21 protein-coding genes are annotated in these 20,425 nt (G+C 62.6%); 4 read left to right on the top strand and 17 right to left on the bottom strand.

Translation table 11 applies throughout. The features are described from left to right. Positions 1–9: 9 nt before the first annotated feature. Positions 10–348, top strand: coding sequence for a ferredoxin (gene fdxA / locus IB262_RS23430; RefSeq protein WP_034796100.1), 339 nt, complete (start codon positions 10–12; stop codon positions 346–348). Between the two features lie 56 nt (positions 349–404). On the opposite strand, the gene IB262_RS23425 is transcribed toward fdxA, so the two are convergent. From IB262_RS23425 to IB262_RS23390, 8 genes are all read right to left on the bottom strand, one after another. Further along, positions 405–1,670 carry an amidohydrolase family protein gene (locus IB262_RS23425; RefSeq protein ID WP_192439354.1) on the bottom strand — a complete coding sequence of 422 codons (1,266 nt, stop codon included), beginning with the start codon at positions 1,668–1,670 and terminating at the stop codon, positions 405–407. A gap of 128 nt (positions 1,671–1,798) precedes the next feature. Next, positions 1,799–2,722, bottom strand: coding sequence for a LysR family transcriptional regulator (locus tag IB262_RS23420; RefSeq protein ID WP_192493862.1), 924 nt, complete (start codon positions 2,720–2,722; stop codon positions 1,799–1,801). A 43-nt stretch (positions 2,723–2,765) separates the two neighbouring features. Continuing rightward, complete coding sequence (locus tag IB262_RS23415; protein ID WP_192493861.1) at positions 2,766–3,539, bottom strand: enoyl-CoA hydratase-related protein; 774 nt, start codon at positions 3,537–3,539, stop codon at positions 2,766–2,768. Continuing rightward, positions 3,536–4,693: a CoA transferase gene (locus IB262_RS23410; protein ID WP_060518083.1), complete on the bottom strand. Its 1,158-nt coding sequence runs from the start codon at positions 4,691–4,693 to the stop codon at positions 3,536–3,538. The genes IB262_RS23415 and IB262_RS23410 overlap by 4 nt, the downstream gene beginning before the upstream one ends. Further along, complete coding sequence (locus tag IB262_RS23405) at positions 4,690–6,045, bottom strand: FAD-dependent oxidoreductase (protein ID WP_113188472.1); 1,356 nt, start codon at positions 6,043–6,045, stop codon at positions 4,690–4,692. The genes IB262_RS23410 and IB262_RS23405 overlap by 4 nt, the downstream gene beginning before the upstream one ends. Positions 6,046–6,157: 112 nt before the next feature. Further along, the gene (locus tag IB262_RS23400; RefSeq protein WP_034796058.1) at positions 6,158–6,994 is read right to left on the bottom strand and encodes an ABC transporter permease; all 837 of its coding nucleotides are present in this window, start codon (positions 6,992–6,994) and stop codon (positions 6,158–6,160) included. Then, on the bottom strand, positions 6,994–7,797 hold the full coding sequence (locus IB262_RS23395; RefSeq protein ID WP_034796056.1) for an ABC transporter ATP-binding protein: 804 nt from the start codon (positions 7,795–7,797) through the stop codon (positions 6,994–6,996). The genes IB262_RS23400 and IB262_RS23395 overlap by 1 nt, the downstream gene beginning before the upstream one ends. A gap of 4 nt (positions 7,798–7,801) precedes the next feature. After that, on the bottom strand, positions 7,802–8,836 hold the full coding sequence (locus tag IB262_RS23390) for an ABC transporter substrate-binding protein (protein ID WP_192493860.1): 1,035 nt from the start codon (positions 8,834–8,836) through the stop codon (positions 7,802–7,804). Between the two features lie 220 nt (positions 8,837–9,056). On the opposite strand from IB262_RS23390, the gene IB262_RS23385 reads away from it, so the two are divergent. Then, the gene (locus tag IB262_RS23385) at positions 9,057–10,490 is read left to right on the top strand and encodes an aldehyde dehydrogenase family protein (protein ID WP_192493859.1); all 1,434 of its coding nucleotides are present in this window, start codon (positions 9,057–9,059) and stop codon (positions 10,488–10,490) included. Positions 10,491–10,613: 123 nt separating this feature from the next. Here the strand turns inward: IB262_RS23385 and IB262_RS36500 are convergent, their stop codons facing one another. From IB262_RS36500 to IB262_RS23370, 4 genes are all read right to left on the bottom strand, one after another. Continuing rightward, complete coding sequence (locus tag IB262_RS36500; RefSeq protein WP_255381371.1) at positions 10,614–10,736, bottom strand: hypothetical protein; 123 nt, start codon at positions 10,734–10,736, stop codon at positions 10,614–10,616. A gap of 171 nt (positions 10,737–10,907) precedes the next feature. Further along, the gene (locus IB262_RS23380) at positions 10,908–11,834 is read right to left on the bottom strand and encodes a dihydrodipicolinate synthase family protein (RefSeq protein WP_112984499.1); all 927 of its coding nucleotides are present in this window, start codon (positions 11,832–11,834) and stop codon (positions 10,908–10,910) included. Next, complete coding sequence (locus IB262_RS23375) at positions 11,831–12,538, bottom strand: ribonuclease activity regulator RraA (protein WP_060603431.1); 708 nt, start codon at positions 12,536–12,538, stop codon at positions 11,831–11,833. Before IB262_RS23375 ends, IB262_RS23380 begins: the two co-directional genes overlap by 4 nt. 15 nt (positions 12,539–12,553) lie before the next feature. Continuing rightward, positions 12,554–13,339 carry an SDR family oxidoreductase gene (locus tag IB262_RS23370; RefSeq protein WP_246802703.1) on the bottom strand — a complete coding sequence of 262 codons (786 nt, stop codon included), beginning with the start codon at positions 13,337–13,339 and terminating at the stop codon, positions 12,554–12,556. 93 nt (positions 13,340–13,432) lie between these two features. On the opposite strand from IB262_RS23370, the gene IB262_RS23365 reads away from it, so the two are divergent. Beyond that, positions 13,433–14,290, top strand: a complete 858-nt coding sequence (locus IB262_RS23365; RefSeq protein ID WP_192444984.1) for a LysR family transcriptional regulator — start codon at positions 13,433–13,435, stop codon at positions 14,288–14,290. A 286-nt stretch (positions 14,291–14,576) separates the two neighbouring features. After that, a complete protein-coding gene (locus tag IB262_RS23360; RefSeq protein WP_060520872.1) occupies positions 14,577–14,879 on the top strand; it encodes a putative quinol monooxygenase in 303 nt (100 codons plus the stop codon). A 49-nt stretch (positions 14,880–14,928) separates the two neighbouring features. Here the strand turns inward: IB262_RS23360 and IB262_RS23355 are convergent, their stop codons facing one another. The 5 genes from IB262_RS23355 to dgoD form a co-directional block, all read right to left on the bottom strand. Continuing rightward, the gene (locus IB262_RS23355; protein WP_192439358.1) at positions 14,929–15,630 is read right to left on the bottom strand and encodes a FadR/GntR family transcriptional regulator; all 702 of its coding nucleotides are present in this window, start codon (positions 15,628–15,630) and stop codon (positions 14,929–14,931) included. Between the two features lie 50 nt (positions 15,631–15,680). Beyond that, the gene (locus IB262_RS23350; RefSeq protein WP_192493857.1) at positions 15,681–16,583 is read right to left on the bottom strand and encodes a dihydrodipicolinate synthase family protein; all 903 of its coding nucleotides are present in this window, start codon (positions 16,581–16,583) and stop codon (positions 15,681–15,683) included. Between the two features lie 10 nt (positions 16,584–16,593). After that, positions 16,594–18,309 carry an L-arabinonate dehydratase gene (gene araD / locus IB262_RS23345; protein WP_192493856.1) on the bottom strand — a complete coding sequence of 572 codons (1,716 nt, stop codon included), beginning with the start codon at positions 18,307–18,309 and terminating at the stop codon, positions 16,594–16,596. Positions 18,310–18,435: 126 nt separating this feature from the next. Next, positions 18,436–19,212 (bottom strand): SDR family oxidoreductase, encoded by a 777-nt coding sequence (locus tag IB262_RS23340; protein ID WP_060520869.1) that lies wholly within the window; start codon positions 19,210–19,212, stop codon positions 18,436–18,438. Positions 19,213–19,223: 11 nt separating this feature from the next. Next, positions 19,224–20,372, bottom strand: a complete 1,149-nt coding sequence (gene dgoD / locus IB262_RS23335) for a galactonate dehydratase (protein ID WP_192493855.1) — start codon at positions 20,370–20,372, stop codon at positions 19,224–19,226. Positions 20,373–20,425 lie beyond the last annotated feature (53 nt).

Genomic DNA, 20,425 nt, shown 5'->3' with positions numbered 1-20,425 from the left:
ATCCGCAAGATGGCCTATGTCATTACCGAACCCTGCATCGACGTGAAGGATGGCGACTGCACCGCCGCCTGCCCTGTGGACTGCATTTACGAGGGTGGCCGCACCTTCTACATCCACCCCGACGAATGCATAAATTGCGGGCTCTGTCTTTCGATCTGTCCCGTCGATGCCATTGCCTGGGATCAGGAGATACCAAACAACCAGCGCCACTTCATCGCTGTGAACAAGGAGTTCTTCGGGTCCGATGTCACGGGGATGGGGTCGCCCGGCGGCTGGAGCAAGGAGTGCTCCACGACGCAGGACCATCCTTTCGTTGCCGCATTCGAGAAGGCAGCCGCGATCGCTTAGCAAGTCCGCCCCCTATAGGAGACCAGAGGGTGACGCCTACCGCCTTGTCGCCGCGCTCACCAGCTGGCGTAATAGGCCCTTGTTGCCGCGGCCAGTTTGGTCACGCGTCCGCGCTCGGCGGTCAGCCGCGGAAGGTCAGCGCGCGCCTGCTGCAGGAGTTCGGCCCGGGCAGCCTCGAAATCGACCCGGGTCAACCGTCCATCGCACAGGATCTCCTGTCCGCCGACATAGAGCGCCTTTGCATGCGCGGCGGTCATCCGGGTAAGCAGCACCTCCGCTTCATCCAGGTCGTCCATCAGGCTGTCGGCAATCAGCGCAGCATAGTCCACGAGCACCAGGTCTTCGTTCGCCGGGGCGTTCACCACCTTGGCGCCGACATGGATCGCGGCATCGAAGACACGTCCCGCCGTAAGGGTTCGCGTCAGGTCGCGGCCGCCATGCAGCAGATGGGCAAGGCGCAATTCGCGCCAGAGATCCTGGTCATCGTCAAAGCCCGTTCCGTCGAGGCCGAACGCGAAAGCGGGGCCGCTTGGCGGAATGGTGGCGACCGGCGCCACGCCTGAACGCAGGCGCAAATTCGCCGACGGGTTCGAAACGAGCTGCACGCCACGCGCAGCCAGCAGCTCCAACTCGTCCGGTCGCAGCTGGACGCCGTGGGCGACGGCGAGGCGGGGCGACAGGAAGCCGATCTCGTCGAGGTATCGGACAACCCCTTGCGGAAAGCGCCGATCCAGCCATTGCCTCTGCTTCGGGCTTTCAAGGAGATGCATGTGAATGCGCCGGCCGGTTGCGTGAGAGGCCTCGGCGATCGCTTCGAGCAGTGTATTGGAACACCATTGCGGCCCGATCGGACCATACTGCACATCGATCAACGGACTTGTGTTGGCCGCAGCGACCGCGTCGGCTGCCGAGATCTGCACCGATGGCGACGCATAGCTCGGGATCGAGCCGCTGAGATCGTCCCAGTCTGCCGGATCAAGATATGGCCGCAATCGCTGAGGCCCGCCGTCATAGGCCCACGGATCGTTGTCGAGAAGCGGGCAGGAAAGCGCAAGCCTAATGCCTGCGTCGCACGCCGCGCGCATGACCGCGCCTGCCTCGTCGACGAGACGGTCGATGTTCAAAGAATTATGGCAATGCATGGTCGCGCCGACGCCCGTTTGCGCCAACCTTGAGAAGGCCACCAGCGCTTCCAGATAGGGCTCGGTTCGCGGTCGAAGCCGAAGTCCCGGGATCCACACTTCCAGGGCATCGTCCGCGTTGCCAAAATCGAGCGTGCGGATGCCATAACCATGGTCATGGGCGTTGACGGGCGGCGGCATAAGCAAAGCACCGGCCGGGATCGTCGTCCATGAGGCGCCCTCAGGCAAATGATCCAACAGATTTTGCGTGCGCCCTGCGGCCTCGTGGCCCGGTCGCAAGAGAAGTCGCCCGGGAACGGATGCTGTATTCACGGATGGATCGCCTCCATGATCTGGACGCTGAACCTCTGCAGTTCCGCGCCGACAAATTCGATGACGGCTTCCGCCGCATGCGTGCGCTGCCGGCGTCGCTGCACCAGAATCCCGACATGCAGGTTCTGAAGGCGCGAGCCGGAAAGCGGTATGGCGACGAGATCGCCCGATCTGATCTCGGCGAGGAAACCGATCGGCGTGAAGAAAGCCACGCCCTGACCGGACAGGATGAAAGGTTTGAGCATCATCTGGCTGTTCGAGAGAACAAAAGGCCGCCCGGTCCGCTCGAAGACCGAGAGTTCGATTTCGATGAGCGAGCGGATCGGTTGCGTGTCGAGTTGCAGGAGAAGGTCGTACTGGGCGCATTCGGCAAGCGAAACCTGCCGCTGTTTGGCCAGCGGATGTTCCCGTCCGACGAAGGCCATCAGCGGCATCGGCACGCGAAAGAGCATCTCGGTATCGTCAGGCCGGGCCAGATCGAAGGTCAGGCCCATATCGACATCGCCCTCGGCGACCAGGCTGCTGATATTGCCGTGGCCGGCGGTGTGGATGTGAAAGCTCACGCCGGGATGGATACTGTGGAACGCGTTGACCATGTCCGGCAGGAATTGGATCGCCAGGCTATCGAGGCAGGACATCTGCACGCGACCGGTCTTTTTCCCCTGCAGGGCGCCGAGGTCGCTGCGCAGCAGTTCGAAATTTTCCAGCGTCACCCGGGCGTGGCGCAGCACGTTTTCCCCGGCAACAGTCAGCCTCAGACCATTCGAGAGCCGCTCGAAGAGCGCGATCCCAAGCTCGTCCTCCAGTTTCTTGATCTGCCGGCTGACCGCCGAGGATGCGACATGAAGCTCCTCGGAGGCCTTGCGAATGGACCCGGACCGAGCGACCGAGACGAAGTATTTCAGGATGCTGGCGTGCATTCGATTGGACCCCTCCTCCCCTGGGCCCCGACCTATAACACGCTCACCGTCCCCTCCAAACGGGCGCGCGCTTCTCCTGAAAAGCGCGCACACCTTCCAGCGCATCCTCGCTGTTCAGCGCCTTCACAAGCGCGGGCGTGCGTAATGCCTGGGCTTCCGCCGGAGACAGGTGTCCGGTGCGATTGACCGTCTGCTTGATGGCGCGCAGCGAAAGCGGCGCACAGGCGACGATTTCCTTCACCCAGCGGGAGACGGCCGCGTCGAGCTCGCCCGGTTCGGCAAGTTCGTTGACGATACCAAAGGCGTGCATCTCGGCGGCCGAGAACCGCCGACCGGTCAACAGCACACCCATGGCAAGGTTGTGCGGGATCCTGCGCTGAAGAAGCACCATGCCGCCATCGAGCGGCAGGCGCCCGACGCGAGCCTCGGGCAGGCCGAAGGCCGCCTCCGTCGAAGCTATGACAATATCGCAGCCTAGAACCATCTCGAATCCACCACCGAGCGCATAGCCATTGACCCTCGCGATGACAGGAACATCCAGAGAGCGGCGAAAGGCCAGTCCTCCAAAGCCGTTCGGCCGGCTTTCGGTCCAGTAATCAAGGCCGGTCTTTTCAGCCCCCTTCAGATCCGCCCCGGCGCAGAACGCCCGTTCGCCGGCGCCCGTCAAGACGACGCAGCTGATGTCGTCGCGTGCTTCGATCTCCTCCCAGATCGCATCCAGTTCGCGCTCGGTTGCGGCAGACACCGCGTTCATCCGCTCGGGACGGTTGAGAGTGACGCTTGCGACGCGATCCTCTACCACGAAGGTGACGCTCATGCCGCATCTCCCTGACGAACCGAAAGCCCCGAAAGGATCTCGTCATTGTGCTCGCCGAGCGTCGGCGGCGCGATGCGAACCGTCACGGTCGCCGCCGACATGTCGATCGGCGAACCAACCAGCCGGATCGGACCGGCCTTCGTCTCTCCCGCGTCCAGGATCATGCCGTTGATCGTCGTCTGCTCGTCGTTAAGGGCTTCGGGAAGCGAGCGTACCGGTGCGCAGAGAATGTCCACCTGTTCCAAGCGGCCGAGCCAATGGGCGCTGCTGTTTTTTGCGAACGCCTCGCGGAAGATTTGCTGCAAATCCGGACGGCGCTGCATCTGCGCGTCGAAATCGACAAATTGCGGCTGGAGGGACAGGTCCTCGATCTCAAGGGCATTGCAGATGTCGCGCAGCGGATTCTGCTTGAAGGCACCGACCATGACGATGGCGCCGTCGGTCGTCTCGAACACGCCCGTCAGCGGGAAGGCGCCCCAGTTCAGGTCCTTTTCCCGCATCATGTGCGTGGTGCCTTCCTGCATCTGCATGGCGAGCATCGAACTGTAGAGGCTGACCGCCACTTGCTGGCCGTGCCCGGTCTTTTCGCGATGCAGCAAGGCAAGCAGAATGCCCTGCACCAGGTGCATGCCGGCCGAGTAGTCGGCAAGCGGCGTCGCGTAGATCGACAGCGGATGGCTCGCGTCGGACTTGCGCCGCATGACGCCCGAAAGCGCCTGCGCCAAGATGTCCTGCCCGCCCTTGTGCCGGTAGGGGCCTTCAAGGCCGAAGCCCGTGCCGACGGCGTAGATCAGCCGTGGGTTTGTCCGCTTCAGCTCTTCATAGCCGAAACCCATGCGCTCCATGACGTCAGGACGGAAATTGTTGACGACCACGTCGGCAGTGTCGATCAGCGCGCGGACGGCTGCCCGCGCCTCGTCCTGCTTGAGGTCGAGTGCAAGGCTCTTCTTGTTGCGGTTGAGCGAGGAGAAAACCGGATTGTTGAGGCCATCCGGGTCGGAGCCCAGCGACCAGCGCGAGAGGTCGCCGATCTTGGCCTTTTCGACCTTGATGACCTCGGCGCCGTAATCGGCCAGCATCTGCGTGCAGCACGGGCCAAGCATGACCTGGGTAAAGTCGACGACGCGGATACCGTCGAGGGGAAGAGACGTCATTCTGCGGCCTCCAGATAGGTTGCATTTTCGGATGGTACGTCGCCGGGATCGGCGCCCTGCGCCCGCAGCTGCTTCTGGATCGCCTTGACGTCGGCGTCTCGCACCTTGACGCCGGCATTGAGCGCGACGGTGGCGGCAACACCGGCCGCCTCGCCCATCGCCATGCAGGGCGGGATCTCGCGGCTCGATTTTTGCGCCTGAATGGTCGCGGAATAATGCCGGCCTGCGACGATCAACTGATCGACCTCCTTGGGCAGCATGGCCCTATAGGGCGTGTAGTAGTCGCGGCCACGGCACACTGTGTCGGTGAAGTGCTGGCGGTTCATCACGTCGTCCTTGGTGACGACATATTCGCCCTGGAGCAGTCGCGACTGGCGCACGCCCGTCTGCGGCGCAAAGTCGATCACATGGGCATTTTCGAAGCCCGGCAGGTTGGCGCGGGCGAAGTCGAGCAGGCGGGCAATGCGGCCACGGCCCTCGAGTTCCGCATAGGTTAAGTCTTCGACACGGAGGCCAGAGAGCTTCGGCATGTGCGGGCAGTTGAGCCAGATGACGCCCGGCAGCGGGGTCTTCAGCCACCAGAACGACCAGCAACCGCCAATCAAACGCTTGGCCTCGTGGTCGATTGCCTTGAACTTTTCGGGTTCCTCAAATTCGAAGCGCTCGGCGGCTTCAGTGTCGATGCCCCCCCAGCGGGAAACCGTCGTCAGGATGAAATTGCCGTCCGTATGCTGGGCGCCGGCATCGGCCGCGACGTCGAGGTCGCCCGAGGCGTCGATGACGACGTCGCCCATGATGGCCTCGCGGCCGGATTTCGTCTGGCAAACCACACCCTTGATCGTGCCGTTCTCGACGATCGCCGAGGAGAACCAGCTATGGGTCCTCAGCTTCACGCCGGATTCGCGCAGGATGTCATAGGAGACGCGCTTGAAGGCGTCCGGATCGAAGGCGGCCGCATAGCAGATCGGGTGCGGCGCAGACGGCGTGTGGAAGTCGAACAGGCCCCAGCGCGCCCATCTTTGCCAGGCTTCCGGCGTATCGCGAATATCGAGCTGGCGGTCGCCATCCGTCGGCGTGACGCAAAGGCCGAGCGTCTTCATCCGTTCGATCATTTCCATGCAGATGCCACGCACGGTGATTTCGACGCCGTTGACCATGTCGTCGAGCACCAGAACCATACCGCCTGCGGCAAGGCCACCGACATAGGGATAGCGTTCGATAAGCGTGACGCTGGCTCCGGTGCGTGCCGCCGAAACCGCGGCGGAGATCCCAGCCGGTCCACCGCCGACGACGACGACGTCCGAGCGGTCGACGACCCGGGCATTGCGCAGGGGTTCTCTGATTGTTTCCATGGTCGTTCCTCCATAGGGGACGTGTCCGGCGAAATGTGAGGAGCTCACAGCCAGTGACTTCGTCGGTGGACCGGACCCGGTTATCCAGGTCCGGCAGCAAAGGGTTTGGGGGTCAGTGGTCCGTCGTCGGTTTCCAGCGGACGATCTTCGATTCCGCGTAGGAGACGGCAAAGAAGAGAACCACGGCAAGCGAGGCCGCAATCACCACCGTCGCGTAAAGCAGCGGCGAGCGGAAATTGTAGGTCGCCTCGATGATCAGCGCACCGAGACCGTAGCTGGAGCCGATCCATTCGGCGACGATCGCGCCCATCACGCTGCTGGTTGCCGCAATCTTCAGCGCGGCGAAGAGAAAGGGCAGCGAGCCCGGCAGGCGAACCTTCCAGAAGATTTCGGAATTGCTGGCAGACAGGATGCGCATCAGGTCTAGCATTGCGGGGCTCGCCGACTTCAGTCCCTGCACCATGTTGACCAGCGTCGGGAAGAAGCAGATCAGGCCGGCGATGATGATCTTCGGCGCGATGCCGTTGCCGACAAGCAGCACCAGGATCGGGGCAAGCGCGATGATCGGGATCGACTTGATGATGACGGCGATCGGATAGAAGGCGCGTTCCGCGAGCGGGCTATAGACGAACCAGACCGCCAGAAGGACGGCGATGACATTGCCGAAGATAAAACCGAGAACGGCCTCCATGAGCGTCGGCCAGAAGTTCGTCCAGAGCACGCCGGCGTTTTCGCCGAAGGCCTTGATGACGTCGACCGGTCCGGGCGCCATGAAGGTCGGCACCGAAAAACCCCAGACGACGAGTTGCCACAAAAGGATGCAGCCAAGGATCGCGAGTGTCGCCGGAAGATGTCGCAGGATCGCAGCGGCAAGACCATCGAGTATCCGGAACCGGTTGCCGTCGGTCAAAGCGCGGCCTTCCGCCTGTGAAGGAAGGGCATTCGCCATCAGCATTCTCCCAAAAGTTTGCGCAGGTGGGCGGTCACCTGGATGAACTCGACCGTGTCGCGCATCGCGAGAGTTCGCGGGTAGGGCAAGTCGACTTTCATGAACTCTTTGACGCGGCCGGGATGGGCGGCGAGCATCAGCACATGTTGACCGAGGAAGACGGCCTCGGGGATCGAATGGGTGACGAAGAGGATCGTCGTGCCGGTTTCCTGCCAGAGGCGCAGCAGTTCTTCGTTCAGCTTGTCGCGCGTGATCTCGTCGAGCGCGCCGAAAGGCTCGTCCATCAAGAGAATACGCGGGCGGGTCACCAGTGCCCGGGCGATCGCCACGCGCTGGCGCTGGCCGCCCGACAATTCGTGCGGCATCGCCTTCTCGCGCCCCTTCAAGCCCACGAGGGCGAGAAGCTCTTCCGGATCGGCATAGGTCGCGCCCGGTTCGCGTTTTCCCACCAGCAGCGGGAGACGCACATTGTCGATCACATTGCGCCACGGCAGCAGCGTCGCTTCCTGGAAGACGAAGGCGAAATCGCGCCCCTCGCGCGCCTTGCGCGGTGTCTGGCCATGGACGGACACCGAACCGTCGGTGATGTGCACGAGATCCGCGACGGTACGCAGCAAAGTCGACTTGCCGCAGCCGGATGGGCCGAGCATGGTCACGAGCGAGCCGGCCGGTATCTCGACCGAGACATCGGAGAGTGCGGTGAAGCCTGAATCATCCGCGCCAAAGCGAATGTGAAGGTTCTTCACCGACACCGCGGCGTTGCCGAGCGAAGCCTGGCCGGGTCTGATAAGCGTTTCCAACATCGCCTTATCCTACGCTCTTGCGGACATCGGCCGTCGCATCCAGGATTGCCATTGTGTAGACGTCGTCGACGTTGGGAACCGGACCTGTGAACTGGCCGAGGTCCGCATAGGTCTTGATTTGCTCCGCCCAGTTTGCCTGGTCCATGCCTCCCCAACCCTCGCTCGCGGTGGTTTCGTTGAACACGAAATTCATCAGCGGTCCGATGGCCTCCAGCTCGCTCGCCTTGTCGAGGTTGGGGTAGGATTCAAGCAGGATGTCGACGGCCTCTTCCTGATGGTCGCGGGCATAACCCCACCCGCGCGCCGAACCGGATACGAAGGCTGCGAGCTGGTCCGCGTGATTTTGCAACTGGTCGTCGGTGGTATAGTAGACGTTGGCATAAAGCCGGATACCGCCATCCCAGAGCGTCAGATCGACCCGGTCATCCCCAAGCACCTTCAGGGCGTTGACGTTCGTCAGCCAGCCACAGACCGCATCGGCCTGGCCGGTCACGAGCTGGTTCATGTCCGAGCCCATGTTGACGATCTTGACCTGGTCTTCCGATATGCCGTTCTTGGCGAGAAGCGCGCGCAGAAGAATGACCGAGGTCGGGATCGCGGCGATCGTCTTGCCAATCATGTCCTGAGGCTTGGCGATCGGATTTGCCTTGCGAGAGAAATAGGCGAAGGGATGTTTTTGGTAGCCGGCGGCGAATGCCTTGATCGGTGCGCCGGCCGAACGAGCCAGCATGACTGACGGGCTGGAGGAAATCTGACCGATGGTCGACTGGCCAACGGCAACACCCGCAACACCATCGACATTCGGTCCGCCGGGCACGATTTCGAGCTCTATGCTCTTCTCGGCGTAGTAACCCTTCTTGCGGGCCACGAGCTCTCCGAGAAGCCCGTTCGATGGCAGCCAACCGAGCTGCATGCGTATCGTCGCGGAATCGGCCGCAAGGCCTGGTGAAACATTGATGAGGCTATGGGTTGCGGCAATCGCGCCCATTGCGGCCGCATTCGAAAGGAAACCTCGGCGGTTCATCATAAAACGAGACATATCGTTCCCCTTGCTTGTTATGGGAGCGATGATGATGGAATTTGGCATCTCATAAAGCACAATTTTTAGCGGTTGGTATTGCCGATACGGCAACGCTCGGGTCGGAATTTAGGTTTGCCGTTTTGGCAATGGCGGGGTCGAAAGATTGTTCTTTCTGCCGGATCCATCGCATCCGATAAGCAGAGACATGATCAAAGTGTGAGCGCCGCGGAGGATAGATATGGTGCAGAAAAACCTGATCGATGGGGAATGGATCGCCGGTAGCGAAGCGTTCCGCAACATCAACCCGTCCGATACCAACGACGTGGTCGGCGAATACGCCCGCGCGTCAGCCGAGGATGCGCGCGCAGCGATCGCGGCCGCCAAGGCGGCGTTTCCGGCCTGGTCGCGCTCGGGTATTCTCGAGCGCCACGCGATCCTGAGGAAGACCGCCGACGAGATCCTTGCGCGCAAGGACGAACTCGGGAAGCTCTTGTCGCGTGAGGAAGGCAAGACCTTGGCCGAAGGCATCGGCGAGACGGTGCGCGCCGGCCAGATCTTCGACTTCTTCGCCGGCGAGTGCCTGCGGTTGGCGGGCGAGGTGCTGCCGTCGGCAAGACCCAATATCGGCGTCGAGATCACCCGCGAGCCGGTCGGTGTCGTCGGCATCATCACGCCCTGGAACTTCCCGATCGCCATTCCCGCCTGGAAGATCGCGCCGGCACTCTGCTACGGCAACACCGTCGTCTTCAAGCCGGCCGAACTGGTGCCCGGCAGTTCCTGGGCCATCGTCGACATTCTTAACCGCGCCGGCCTGCCGAAGGGCGTGTTGAACCTCGTGATGGGCAAGGGCTCGGTCGTCGGCCAGGCGATGCTCGACAGCCCCGACATTCACGCCATCACCTTCACCGGCTCGACCGGCACGGGCAAACGCGTGGCGCTCGCCTCCGTCGAACACAATCGCAAATACCAGCTGGAGATGGGCGGCAAGAACCCGTTCGTCGTGCTTGACGACGCCGATCTTGCGGTCGCGGTCGAGGCGGCGGTCAACTCCGCCTTCTTCTCGACCGGCCAGCGCTGCACCGCATCTTCGCGCCTCATCGTCACCGAGGGCATTCATGATCGCTTCGTGGCGGCCATGGGCGAACGGATGAAGGGGCTTGTGATCGACGACGCCTTGAAGGCCGGCACCCAGATCGGTCCGGTGGTCGATGAGAGCCAGCTCAACCAGGACACCGACTATATCGCCATCGGCCGACAGGAAGGCGCCAAGCTTGCCTTCGGCGGCGAGCTTCTGAAGCGCGACACGCCCGGCTTCTACCTGCAGCCGGCGCTGTTTACCGAAGCGACGAACGCCATGCGCATTTCTCGGGAAGAGATCTTCGGGCCGGTCGCATCCGTCATCCGCGTCAAGGACTACGATGAGGCGCTCACTGTCGCCAACGACACGCCCTTCGGTCTGTCCTCGGGGATTGCCACCACCAGCCTCAAGCACGCGACCCATTTCAAGCGCAATGCCGAAGCCGGCATGGTGATGGTCAACCTGCCGACGGCGGGCGTCGATTTCCACGTGCCCTTCGGCGGCCGCAAGGGCTCGTCCCATGGCTCGCGCGAGCAGGGGCGCTACGCCGCCGAGTTCTACACGACCGTCAAGACGGCCTACACGCTCGCTTGAATGTGAGGCAAGCCCCGGCGTCCAGCATCCATGTCGACGTGGGCGGCGGGGCTTTTCGATAGATAGCTCAAGTCCGCAAGGATAATTGCCGAGGCCGCCAGCTCAGGAGGTCGCGATTTTCTCTCAGAGAACGGGATAGAGGCCTCGCGAAGACACCACGTACTGGATCGCCGCAAGCAGGATCGCGACCACAACGATCACACCGATACGCAACGTTCTTTCAAGGAAAGTTTCCTGGCCCTGCATCGTCAAACCTCGTTCTGAAACAGGTGTATCGACAATCGGCAAGGTCAGAGTATCAGGCGCGCGAGCGCGAGCACAGACCGCAATGACAAGTCGCAGAACGGGAACGACCTTTAAAAACCCGTCCGCCGCTTCAGATCAGAGACGGACGGGGGCCCCGGGAGAAAAAGCGGCCTAGAAAGCAGCTCGCCTGTCGTATCTCGCGAGACGGGCAAGCAGATAGTCCACTTCCGCCCGCGCTGTCGGGGTCAGCATCTGGGCTGGCTTGCGTTGCGCGTCGGTGGCGATAACGCCGCGACGCTTCAGAACGTGCTTGCGAATGGCAAGGCCTATCCCGAGCTGCTGCTCGTAACGGATCAACGGCAGGTGCGCGTCGAATAGATCGTGCGCTTCATCCCTCTTCCCGGCCGCAGAAAGCTCCATCAGTTCGGTAAGCATGTCCGGAAAGCCATAGCCGGTCATGGCACCATCGGCACCGCGCTCCGGCTCGAAGTCGAGGAAGAGGCCGCCATTGCCGCACAGGATGGAAAATTCGCGAAGTTCGCCCGCCTTCTGCATGGCGCGCAACTTTGATATTTTCTCAAGACCGGGCCAGTCCTCGTGCTTCAGCATCAGGCAGGACGAATGGTTGGTGATGATCTTCGCGATGACGCCAGGCGCCATGACAACCGTGAGGGTCAGCGGATAGTCCTGCAAAACCCACGGCACATCTTCGCCGACCGCTTCCACCGCACCTGCGAAATAGTTGACGATCTGATCATCCGTGCGCAGCGCAGGTGGCGGAGCGATCATGACGCCGGCAGCACCCATCTCCATCGAGTCACGCGCCAGCGAGCGCATGCTGGCAAAACCTGGAGCGGATACCCCGACGATGACAGGAATCTTCGACCGGGAGACCACCCGCTTGACGATGGCTCTGCTTTCCTCCGGTTCGAGCTTCGGGGCCTCGCCCATGATTCCAAGGATCGTGACGCCGGTACAACCGCTCTCCTCATAAAAGTCTGTCAACTTGTCGATCGAATTGAAATCGATCGAGCCGTCCTCGAAGAACGGTGTCGTCGCGATGGCGTAGACGCCCTTGGATTGCGTGCTGAACGTCATTTCTGGCTTTCCTTCCAGGCCTCGTACCGGGCCTTCGTTTCAGCGTTCATCGGGTAAAGACCGGGAAGCGGCACGCCCCGATCCACTTCAGTCATGATCCAGGCTTCCATACGCTCCTGCTCGGGTGCCTCAGCGAGCACCTCTTCGAGAAGCGCGGCCGGGATCAGGACTGCGCCGTCGTCGTCGACGACGACAATATCATCAGGCAGAACAGCAACGCCGCCGCAATTGATCGGCTCCTGCCATCCAACGAAGGTCAAGCCTGCGACTGAAGGCGGTGCCGCAACACCATTGCACCACACCTTCATGCCGCTCGCCAGCACCCCCTCGGCGTCCCGCATCACGCCGTCGGTAACGAGGCCGGCAACCTTGCGTTTCGCCATGCGGGCACACAGGATGTCGCCGAAGATGCCGGCATCACTGACGCCCACTGCATCGGCGACGGCGACGCAGCCCTCTGGCATCGCTTCGATCGCCGCCCGCGTGGAGATTGGCGACGCCCAGCTCGCAGGCGTGGCGAGGTCTTCCCGGGCAGGAATAAAGCGCAGCGTAAAGGCCTTGCCGACAACCCGTCCCTGGCCGGGCTTCAGTGGTTTCGTGCCGCGCAGCCAGGTGTTGCGAAGCCCCTTTTTGAGGAGAACCGTGGTGAGCGTCGCGGTGGAGACGCTCTTCAGGGTTTCAACGACGTGAGGCTCAAGTGTCATTAGAAACCTCGCACATCAGATGCTGTTGATCAGCCCGCCATCGACACGGATGACTGAGCCGGTGATATAGGATGCGCGGGGGCTCGCAAGGAAGCTGACGGTGTCGCCATATTCCTTCGGATCGCCGTAGCGGCCGACCGGGATCGACCCGGTGCTTTCAGCCGTGACATCGGCGACGGGGCGGTTCTCGCGCTTGGCCTTCTGTTCGTCCAGAAAGACGATCCGACCGGTGGCAATACGCCCCGGCAGTACGATGTTTGCGGTGATACCGTCGCGACCAACCTCACGCGCCAGGGTCTTCGACCAGCCGACCAAGGCCAGGCGCAGGCTGTTCGATATCCCGAGATTTGCAATCGGCGCGACGACGCCGGAGGACGTCGAGGTAATGATGCGTCCCCATTTGCGCTCGCGCATACCCGGAAGCACCGCATCGGTGACCGCGATCACCGAGCGAACCATGAGGTCGAAATATTTCGACCAATCGTCGGGCGACTGTCCGGCGGCGGGCGTTGGGGGCGGCCCCCCGGTGTTGTTGACAAGGATGTCGACCGGTCCGAACGCAGCTTTTATGGCATCGAGCTTCTGACCGATCAGGGAAAGGTCGCCGATATCCCAAATGAGCGGAATGGCCTTGCCGCCTGCGCCGCTGATTGCCTCTGCAGTCGCCGTGGCGCTTTCCTCGTGGATGTCGGCGACAACGACGGAAACGCCTTCGGCCGCGAGCGACCTGGCGATCGCGCCGCCAAGCCCACCACCGGCGCCGAATACGAGCGCCGTCTTGCTGTTCAACTGAAGATCCAACTCTTCCTCCTGTTGTTTGACGGCACTAAGCCAAGGCGGAAACGGAAGAAACACCTTCCTTTTTATCCCTTCAGACGATAGTAAAAATAAACGATGGAAACGCGCTTTCTCGAAACCTTTCTGGCGGTGGTTCAGCATGGCTCGCTCGCCGAGGCATCACGCCGCATGGGCGTCACGCCAGCGGCGGTCGCGCAACGGATCCAGGCGTTGGAAGACGAGATCGGACTGCCTCTTCTTGCGCGATCAGGCCGGCGGGTGAAGCCAACCGAAGCGGGCGTCGCCATCCTGGAAAAGAGCCGGCGCGTTCTGGCCGAAGTCAGGCAGCTGAAAGGCGTGGCGCGCGACGACCAGGCATTCGGAGAGCTCCGTCTGGGCGCCATCTCGACGGTTCTGACCGGCCTGCTTCCGAACGCCTTGCGGCGGGTTTTCGACAGGACGCCGGGCATCGACATCTTCCTGCTGCCGGGCACGTCGGCCGAACTCTATAACAGTGTCGCTGAAGAGAAGATCGACGCGGCAATCCTTGTCAAACCGCCCTTCCCCATTCCAAAGACGCTCAACTGGGACCTCATCCGGTCGGAACGGTTCGTACTACTGGCCCCCCCGGACCTTTCAGAGACCCCCGTCGACCGCCTGCTTCGCGAGCAACCGTTCATTCGATACGACAGAAGCAACTGGGGTGGCCGACTGGCCGATACCTACCTTCAAACCCAGCGAATTCTCCCTCGAGAGTGGCTGGAGCTCGATTCACTGGAAGCCATATCGATGATGGTTGAGGCTGGGCTCGGCGTGTCGCTGATGCCCGACTGGCGCTCGCCGCTCTTCGACAAGCTGCGCGTCGCCCGGCTACCGCTACCGAATGCGCCGAGCCGTGAGATCGGTTTGCTCAGGCCACGCAACGTGTCGTCTGGCCGACTGATACAGACCGTCCTCGACGCCATCCGATCATAGAAAACGCGGGTGACGTCGGCGGTCGAACGCTAGGGGATTTGCTCTCAGCAGCGGCCTGCCGCCGGAACAGGGGCCGACTATCCGGCAGCGCGCGCACGGATTATTCGGCAACTCCGAAATAACATTTCTGTCCGTGACGGATTATCGGACCGGGCTGAACGGTACTACCGTCACTCGTGGTCGATGCACCCCGATCGGCCCACGGCATTTCAAACCCGTTCACACCATCAATCCGCAGAACCACCCCCGAGATCGTTCGCACCAGCGCCCGACGAAAGGAACCGTCATGACCACAGAAAAGGTAATCTCCATCGCGATTTTGAAGGCCAAACCGCACCAACGCGAGGCCCTCCGGCAAGGCCTGCTTGGTCTCATCGCTCCAACGCGGGCAGAACCCGGCAACCTCGACTATGTCTTGTTCGAGCTGCGGGATGAGCCCGGTACCTTCTACATGCGCGAAGCTTTCGCCGACCAGCTTGCGCTCGACGCGCACTTCGCGACACCCCATTTTCAAGCCTTCGCGACCGAAATCGATACCCTCCTTGAAGAACCTCTGCGCCTGATTTTCTTGGATCAGGTCTCCCCGTGAGCCGCGGTGACGATCTCGAACTTGCGGGCGGTATCGCCGGAGCAACTGGTTAGGAGGCGAAATTGCGCTTGTAGGTCGACGCGATCAACGCTGCAGCGCGTTCGAATGCCTTGTCCTCGTCGCGTTCTTCGATCGCGACGAGGATCGCCTCATGCTGGGCCAGGGATTGGCCGAAACCGCCTGTAGCCGCCATCGTCTTCGGGATGCTGATGGAGAGCGCTGCCCGAATGACGGAAGCAACCGGCAGGAGGAAGCGGTTGTGGGCGGATTGAAAGATGTTGAGGTGAAAGGCGATATCAGCCTCGATCGCGTCTTCGACACGAGCGCCGCCTTCCGCCATTCGTGCGAAAGCGGCCCGAATCTCTGCATGCTCGGCCGCAGATCCGCGTCTGGCGGCAAGGCGTGCAGCAAGCGGTTCGATCGACAGGCGGAGCTCGAACAGTTCTTCGGCAAGCGTTGCCTGATCCTCCGCGTCACTTTGCCACGAAAGCACGACGGGATCGAGGGTGTTCCAGTGTTCGGCCGCCCGCACGCGTGTCCCGAGCCGGGGCTTTGCCTCAATGAAGCCCTTGGTCGACAGGATCTTCAGCGCTTCGCGCAGCGTCGTGCGGCTGACACCGAGTGTCGTCAGCATGTCGGCTTCCTTCGGCAGGGTATCGCCCACCTTCAGCTCGCCGAGCGTGATGCGGCGGCCAATATCGCCTGCGATGCGAGCAGGCAGGCCGCGATCCTCCCGAGCGATTGCCTTCATGCCCTCTCTCTCCATTGCATCTCCGCCCCGTTCATAGCCGGTCGCCCCGATCAGGAAAAGCCACCCATCGCGGCCGCGTAGCGGCGGGTCATCTCGATGCCAATCGCGGTCGGTCGCATGGCCGGCGCACGGTCGTGGATGGTTATGCCCGCCCGTTCGCCGAAAAGTCGCTTCCCGTAACAAAGCAGCGTCTCGATGCCCTGCATGGTGAAGACCACGCCGGGCAGCATCCGCCGATAAGCCTCTTGCGCGTGCTCGTCCCAACCGTCTGAAAAGAACTCGTAGGCGCGCACGGCATAGTCGATCGAATCTGGCGCAAGGATCAGGCCGTGGCAACCGATGCGCAGGTTCTCGAGCAGCTCGAGGCCCGCACGACCATTAAATACCGGCAGCCGTCCCTCGGTAACCTCGATGAGATGGGCGATGTCGACGACAGGCCCCTCGCCCTTCACCAGCCGGATGTTCGGGTGCTGGCGCACCAGCTCGCGAATATCGGCGGCCGTCAGCCCTCGTCCCATCAGGGCCGGGGCGTTCTGAATGGCAAGCGGCAGCTCGGTCTGATCGGCGACGCGGCCGAAGAAGCGGGTGTACTCGGCGGCCGAGAACTGGCCGACCATCGGCGGCTGGAGGATCAGCCAGTCGGCGCCGGCCCGTGCCGCATGGCGCGCCTGGCGCACCTGTTCCTCGACCGACGCGCCAAAGATCGTCAGGGCGACCGGCACCTGCCCGGCCGTATCCTCGACCAGCCACTCCATGATTGCCATGCGCTCGGCCTCGTCGAGCTTGGAGGCCTCGGTCGCAAGGCCAAGCCCTGCCATGCCGTGCACGCCGCTTGCCAGGCAGATCTCCGTCTGGCGGCGCATGGCGGCACGATCGAGCTTTTCGTCCTTGTCGAAAAGCGCGTAGAGGATGGCGTGGATGCCATGATGGCTTTCGATACGAAAGTCGTCCACCGTCGCCTCCTCAATGGCTTTCGCGCGAAACTGCGTGGCCGCGGCCGCCGACAAGAAAATCGAGATCCGCGCCGGTGTCGGCCTGCATCACGCGCTCGACATAGAGGCCCTGATAACCACCGACCATTTCCGGGGGTGGCGCGGTCCAGGCGGTTTTTCGGCGCGCCAGTTCCTCGTCGCTCACGTCGAGGTGGAGGCGGCGGCCGGCAACGTCGAGCTCAATCCAGTCGCCATCCCTTACCAGGGCCAGCGGGCCGCCAACCGCAGCTTCGGGTGCCGTGTGCAGGACGACGGTGCCAAAGGCCGTCCCCGACATGCGGGCATCCGAGATCCTCACCATGTCGCGCACGCCCTTTTTCAGGAGCTTCTGCGGGAGAGCCATGTTGCCGACCTCGGCCATGCCCGGATAGCCCTTCGGGCCGCAGTTCTTCAGCACCATGATCGAGGTCTCGTCGATGTTAAGATCCGGGTCATCGATCCGCGCCTTGTATTGGTCGATGGTTTCGAACACGACAGCGCGGCCGCGGTGTTGCATCAGCGCCGGGGTCGCCGCGGAAGGCTTGATGATCGCGCCGTCAGGCGCAAGGTTGCCGCGCAACACGGCGATGCCGCCACTCGACGTCAGGGCCCGATCGAGCGGCAGGATGACGTCGTCGTTGTAGTTCTCGACAGACTCGATGTTGGCGCCGACGCTTTGGCCGGTCACCGTCAGGGCGCTGAGTTCCAGAAGCGCAGCAATCTCCTTCATGACGGCGGGCAGCCCGCCGGCATAGTGGAAGTCCTCCATCAGATAGCGCCCCGAAGGCATGAGGTTGAGGATGGTCGGAATATCGCGGCCGAGCCGGTCCCAGTCGTCGAGAGAGAGCTTCGTGCCAATCCGCCCGGCGATTGCCAGGAGATGCACAACGGCGTTGGTGGAGCCGCCGATCGCACCGTTGACGCGGATGGCATTGGCGAAGGCGTCACGGGTCAGGATCTTCGACAGGCGCAGGTCCTCGGCAACCATTTCGACGATCCGCCGCCCGGTCAGCCGCGCCAGCCGGGCGCGGCCCGCATCAACCGCCGGACAGGCGGCATTGCCGGGCAGCGCAAGCCCGAGCGCTTCAACCATGGACGCCATGGTCGAGGCGGTGCCCATCGTCATGCAATGGCCTGGCGAGCGCGACATGGCGCTTTCGGCCGCCATGAAATCCTGTTGCGACATGACACCGGCACGCACGTCTTCGGAAAACTTCCAGACATCGGTGCCTGAGCCGATCGTGCGACCCTTGAAGCGGCCGTTCAACATCGGCCCGCCGGAGATGACAATCGAAGGAAGATCGCAGGAGGCGGCCCCCATCACCAGCGACGGCGTGGTCTTGTCGCAGCCCGCCATGAGCACGACGCCGTCGATAGGGTTGCCGCGGATCGCCTCCTCTACGTCCATCGAGGCGAGGTTGCGGAAAAGCATGGCGGTCGGCCGCAGATTGGACTCGCCGCAGGAAAACACCGGGAACTCCAGCGGCAGGCCACCGGCCTCGAGCACGCCTGCCTTGATGTGTTCGACCAGCGCGCGGAAATGCGCATTGCAGGGCGTCAGCTCCGAGAAAGTGTTGCAGATGCCGATCACCGGCCGCCCGTCGAAGACGTCGTCGGGTAACCCGTTGTTCTTCATCCAGCTGCGATGAATGAAGGCGTCCTTGTCCAGTCCGCCAAACCAATGCTGCGATCTTAATTTCCTGGACATGTGTCCTCCCCGATTACCTCGAGTGCAGGTCAAGCGATGACCGGCGTGACGTGAAGGCAAAGAAAAACCTCCGGCTGGTGAGGCCGGAGGTCGAAAAAAGTGGAGGGAAGCTGTCGAAGTGGCCCTTCAGGGATGGTGCAGCACGCTCATACCGCCATCGACCGTCAGGCAGGTGGCGTTCATGAACGGGCATTCGTCCGAGATCATGAAGAGTGCAGCCTTGGCGATTTCCTCCGGTGTTGCGATGCGGCCGCCGGGATGGAGCTTCATGGTATCGGCCTCGGCGGCGACCGGATCGGGGAAACTGTTCCAGTATTCCACGGCCTTCTGCGTGCGGACATAACCCGGCGCCAGCGCATTCACGCGCACGCCCTGCCCGGCATATTCGAGGCCCAGCGCCTTGGTCATGCCGAGAAGCGCATGTTTGGCGACCGGATAGGGGAAGGTGTGCGGGATGATGGTGAAGGCGTGGGTCGAGGCAATATTGAGGATGACGCCGCCGCCCGCCTCGATCATGCCCGGCAGCACAGCCTTGCTGCAATTCCACGCACCCTTGAGATTGATGTCGAAGCAGCGCTGCCAATCGGCATCCGAGAGTTTCAACGGCTCGAAGAAGACGTTGACGCCGGCATTGTTGACGAGCGCATTCGGCTGACCGATCTCACGGGCGGCGGCAACAACGACCTGCTCGATGGCATCGGCATCGGTGATATCGGCCGTGGCGTAGCCGACCTTCCCGCCCGACATACGCAGGCGCTCGGCTTCGCTCGCCAAGAGGTCGCCATCACGGTCGATGAGGAAGAGGCCCGCCCCCTCGCCAAGGAAGGCTTCAGCGATCGCGAGGCCGATGCCTTGCGCTGCGCCGGTGACAACGACGCGTTTTCCCTCAAGACGACCCGCCATACCCGCGCTCCCTACCACTCGGCTACGCTGCCATCGGCGTGGCGCCAGATCGGGTTGCGCCAGCGATGGCCCTCCTTTGCGCGCTCGATGACATATTGCTCATCCACCTCGATGCCGAGGCCAGGGCCTTGCGGGATAGACACGAAGCCGTCCGCGTAGTGGAACACCTCCTTGTTGGAGATGTAGTCGAGAATGTCGTTGGCCTCGTTGTAGTGGATGCCGAGGCTCTGTTCCTGGATGAAGGCGTTGTAGCTGACGGCATCGACCTGAAGGCAGGCGGCAAGCGCGATCGGTCCCAGAGGGCAATGCGGTGCCAGCGCCACGTCGTAGGCCTCCGCCATCGCAGCAATCTTGCGGCATTCGGTGATGCCGCCGGCATGCGACAGGTCCGGCTGGAGGATATCGACATAGCCGTCGGCCAGCACCGACTTGAAGTCCCAACGCGAATAGAGCCGCTCACCGAGCGCGATCGGCGTCGAGCAATGGTTGGCAATTTCCTTCAGCGCCTCGCGGTTTTCCGAAAGCACCGGTTCTTCGAGAAACATCAGGTTGAAGGGCTGAAGTTCCTTCGCCAGGACCTTCGCCATCGGCCGGTGCACGCGACCGTGGAAATCGACGCCGATGCCGATATGCGGGCCGATCGCCTCGCGGATCGTCGCAATGGTTTCGACCGCCTTTTCCACCTTCTCCCAGGTGTCGACGATCTGCATCTCCTCGCAGCCATTGAGCTTGATGGCCTTGAAGCCGCGGGCGACGACGTCGCGGGCATTTTTGGCGACATCGGACGGACGGTCACCGCCGATCCAGGAATAGACCTTGATGCGGTCCCGCACCTGGCCGCCAAGCAGCGCATGCACCGGTTGGCCATAGGCCTTGCCCTTGATGTCCCAGAGCGCCTGGTCGATGCCAGCAATCGCCGACATGTGGACCGCACCGCCGCGGTAGAAGCCGCCGCGATACATCACCTGCCAGTGGTCCTCAATCAGCAGCGGATCCTTGCCGATCAGATAGTCCGCAAGCTCGTTGACGGCGGCTTCCACGGTCAGGGCGCGGCCTTCGACAACCGGCTCACCCCAGCCGACAATGCCCTCGTCGGTCTCGATCTTCAGAAACAGCCAGCGCGGCGGAACGATGTAGGTGGTGAGCTTGGTGATCTTCATGGTGCGATATCCGCTGGGTCAAACAAGGCGACGACGTCGGCCGCCGGGAAGGG

The sequence above is a fragment of the Ensifer sp. ENS02 genome, from assembly GCF_014851885.1.
GTDB lineage: Bacteria > Pseudomonadota > Alphaproteobacteria > Rhizobiales > Rhizobiaceae > Ensifer > Ensifer adhaerens.
The sequence above is the reverse complement of the archived record's forward strand: the minus strand, read 5'-3'. Positions and strand labels throughout refer to the sequence as shown.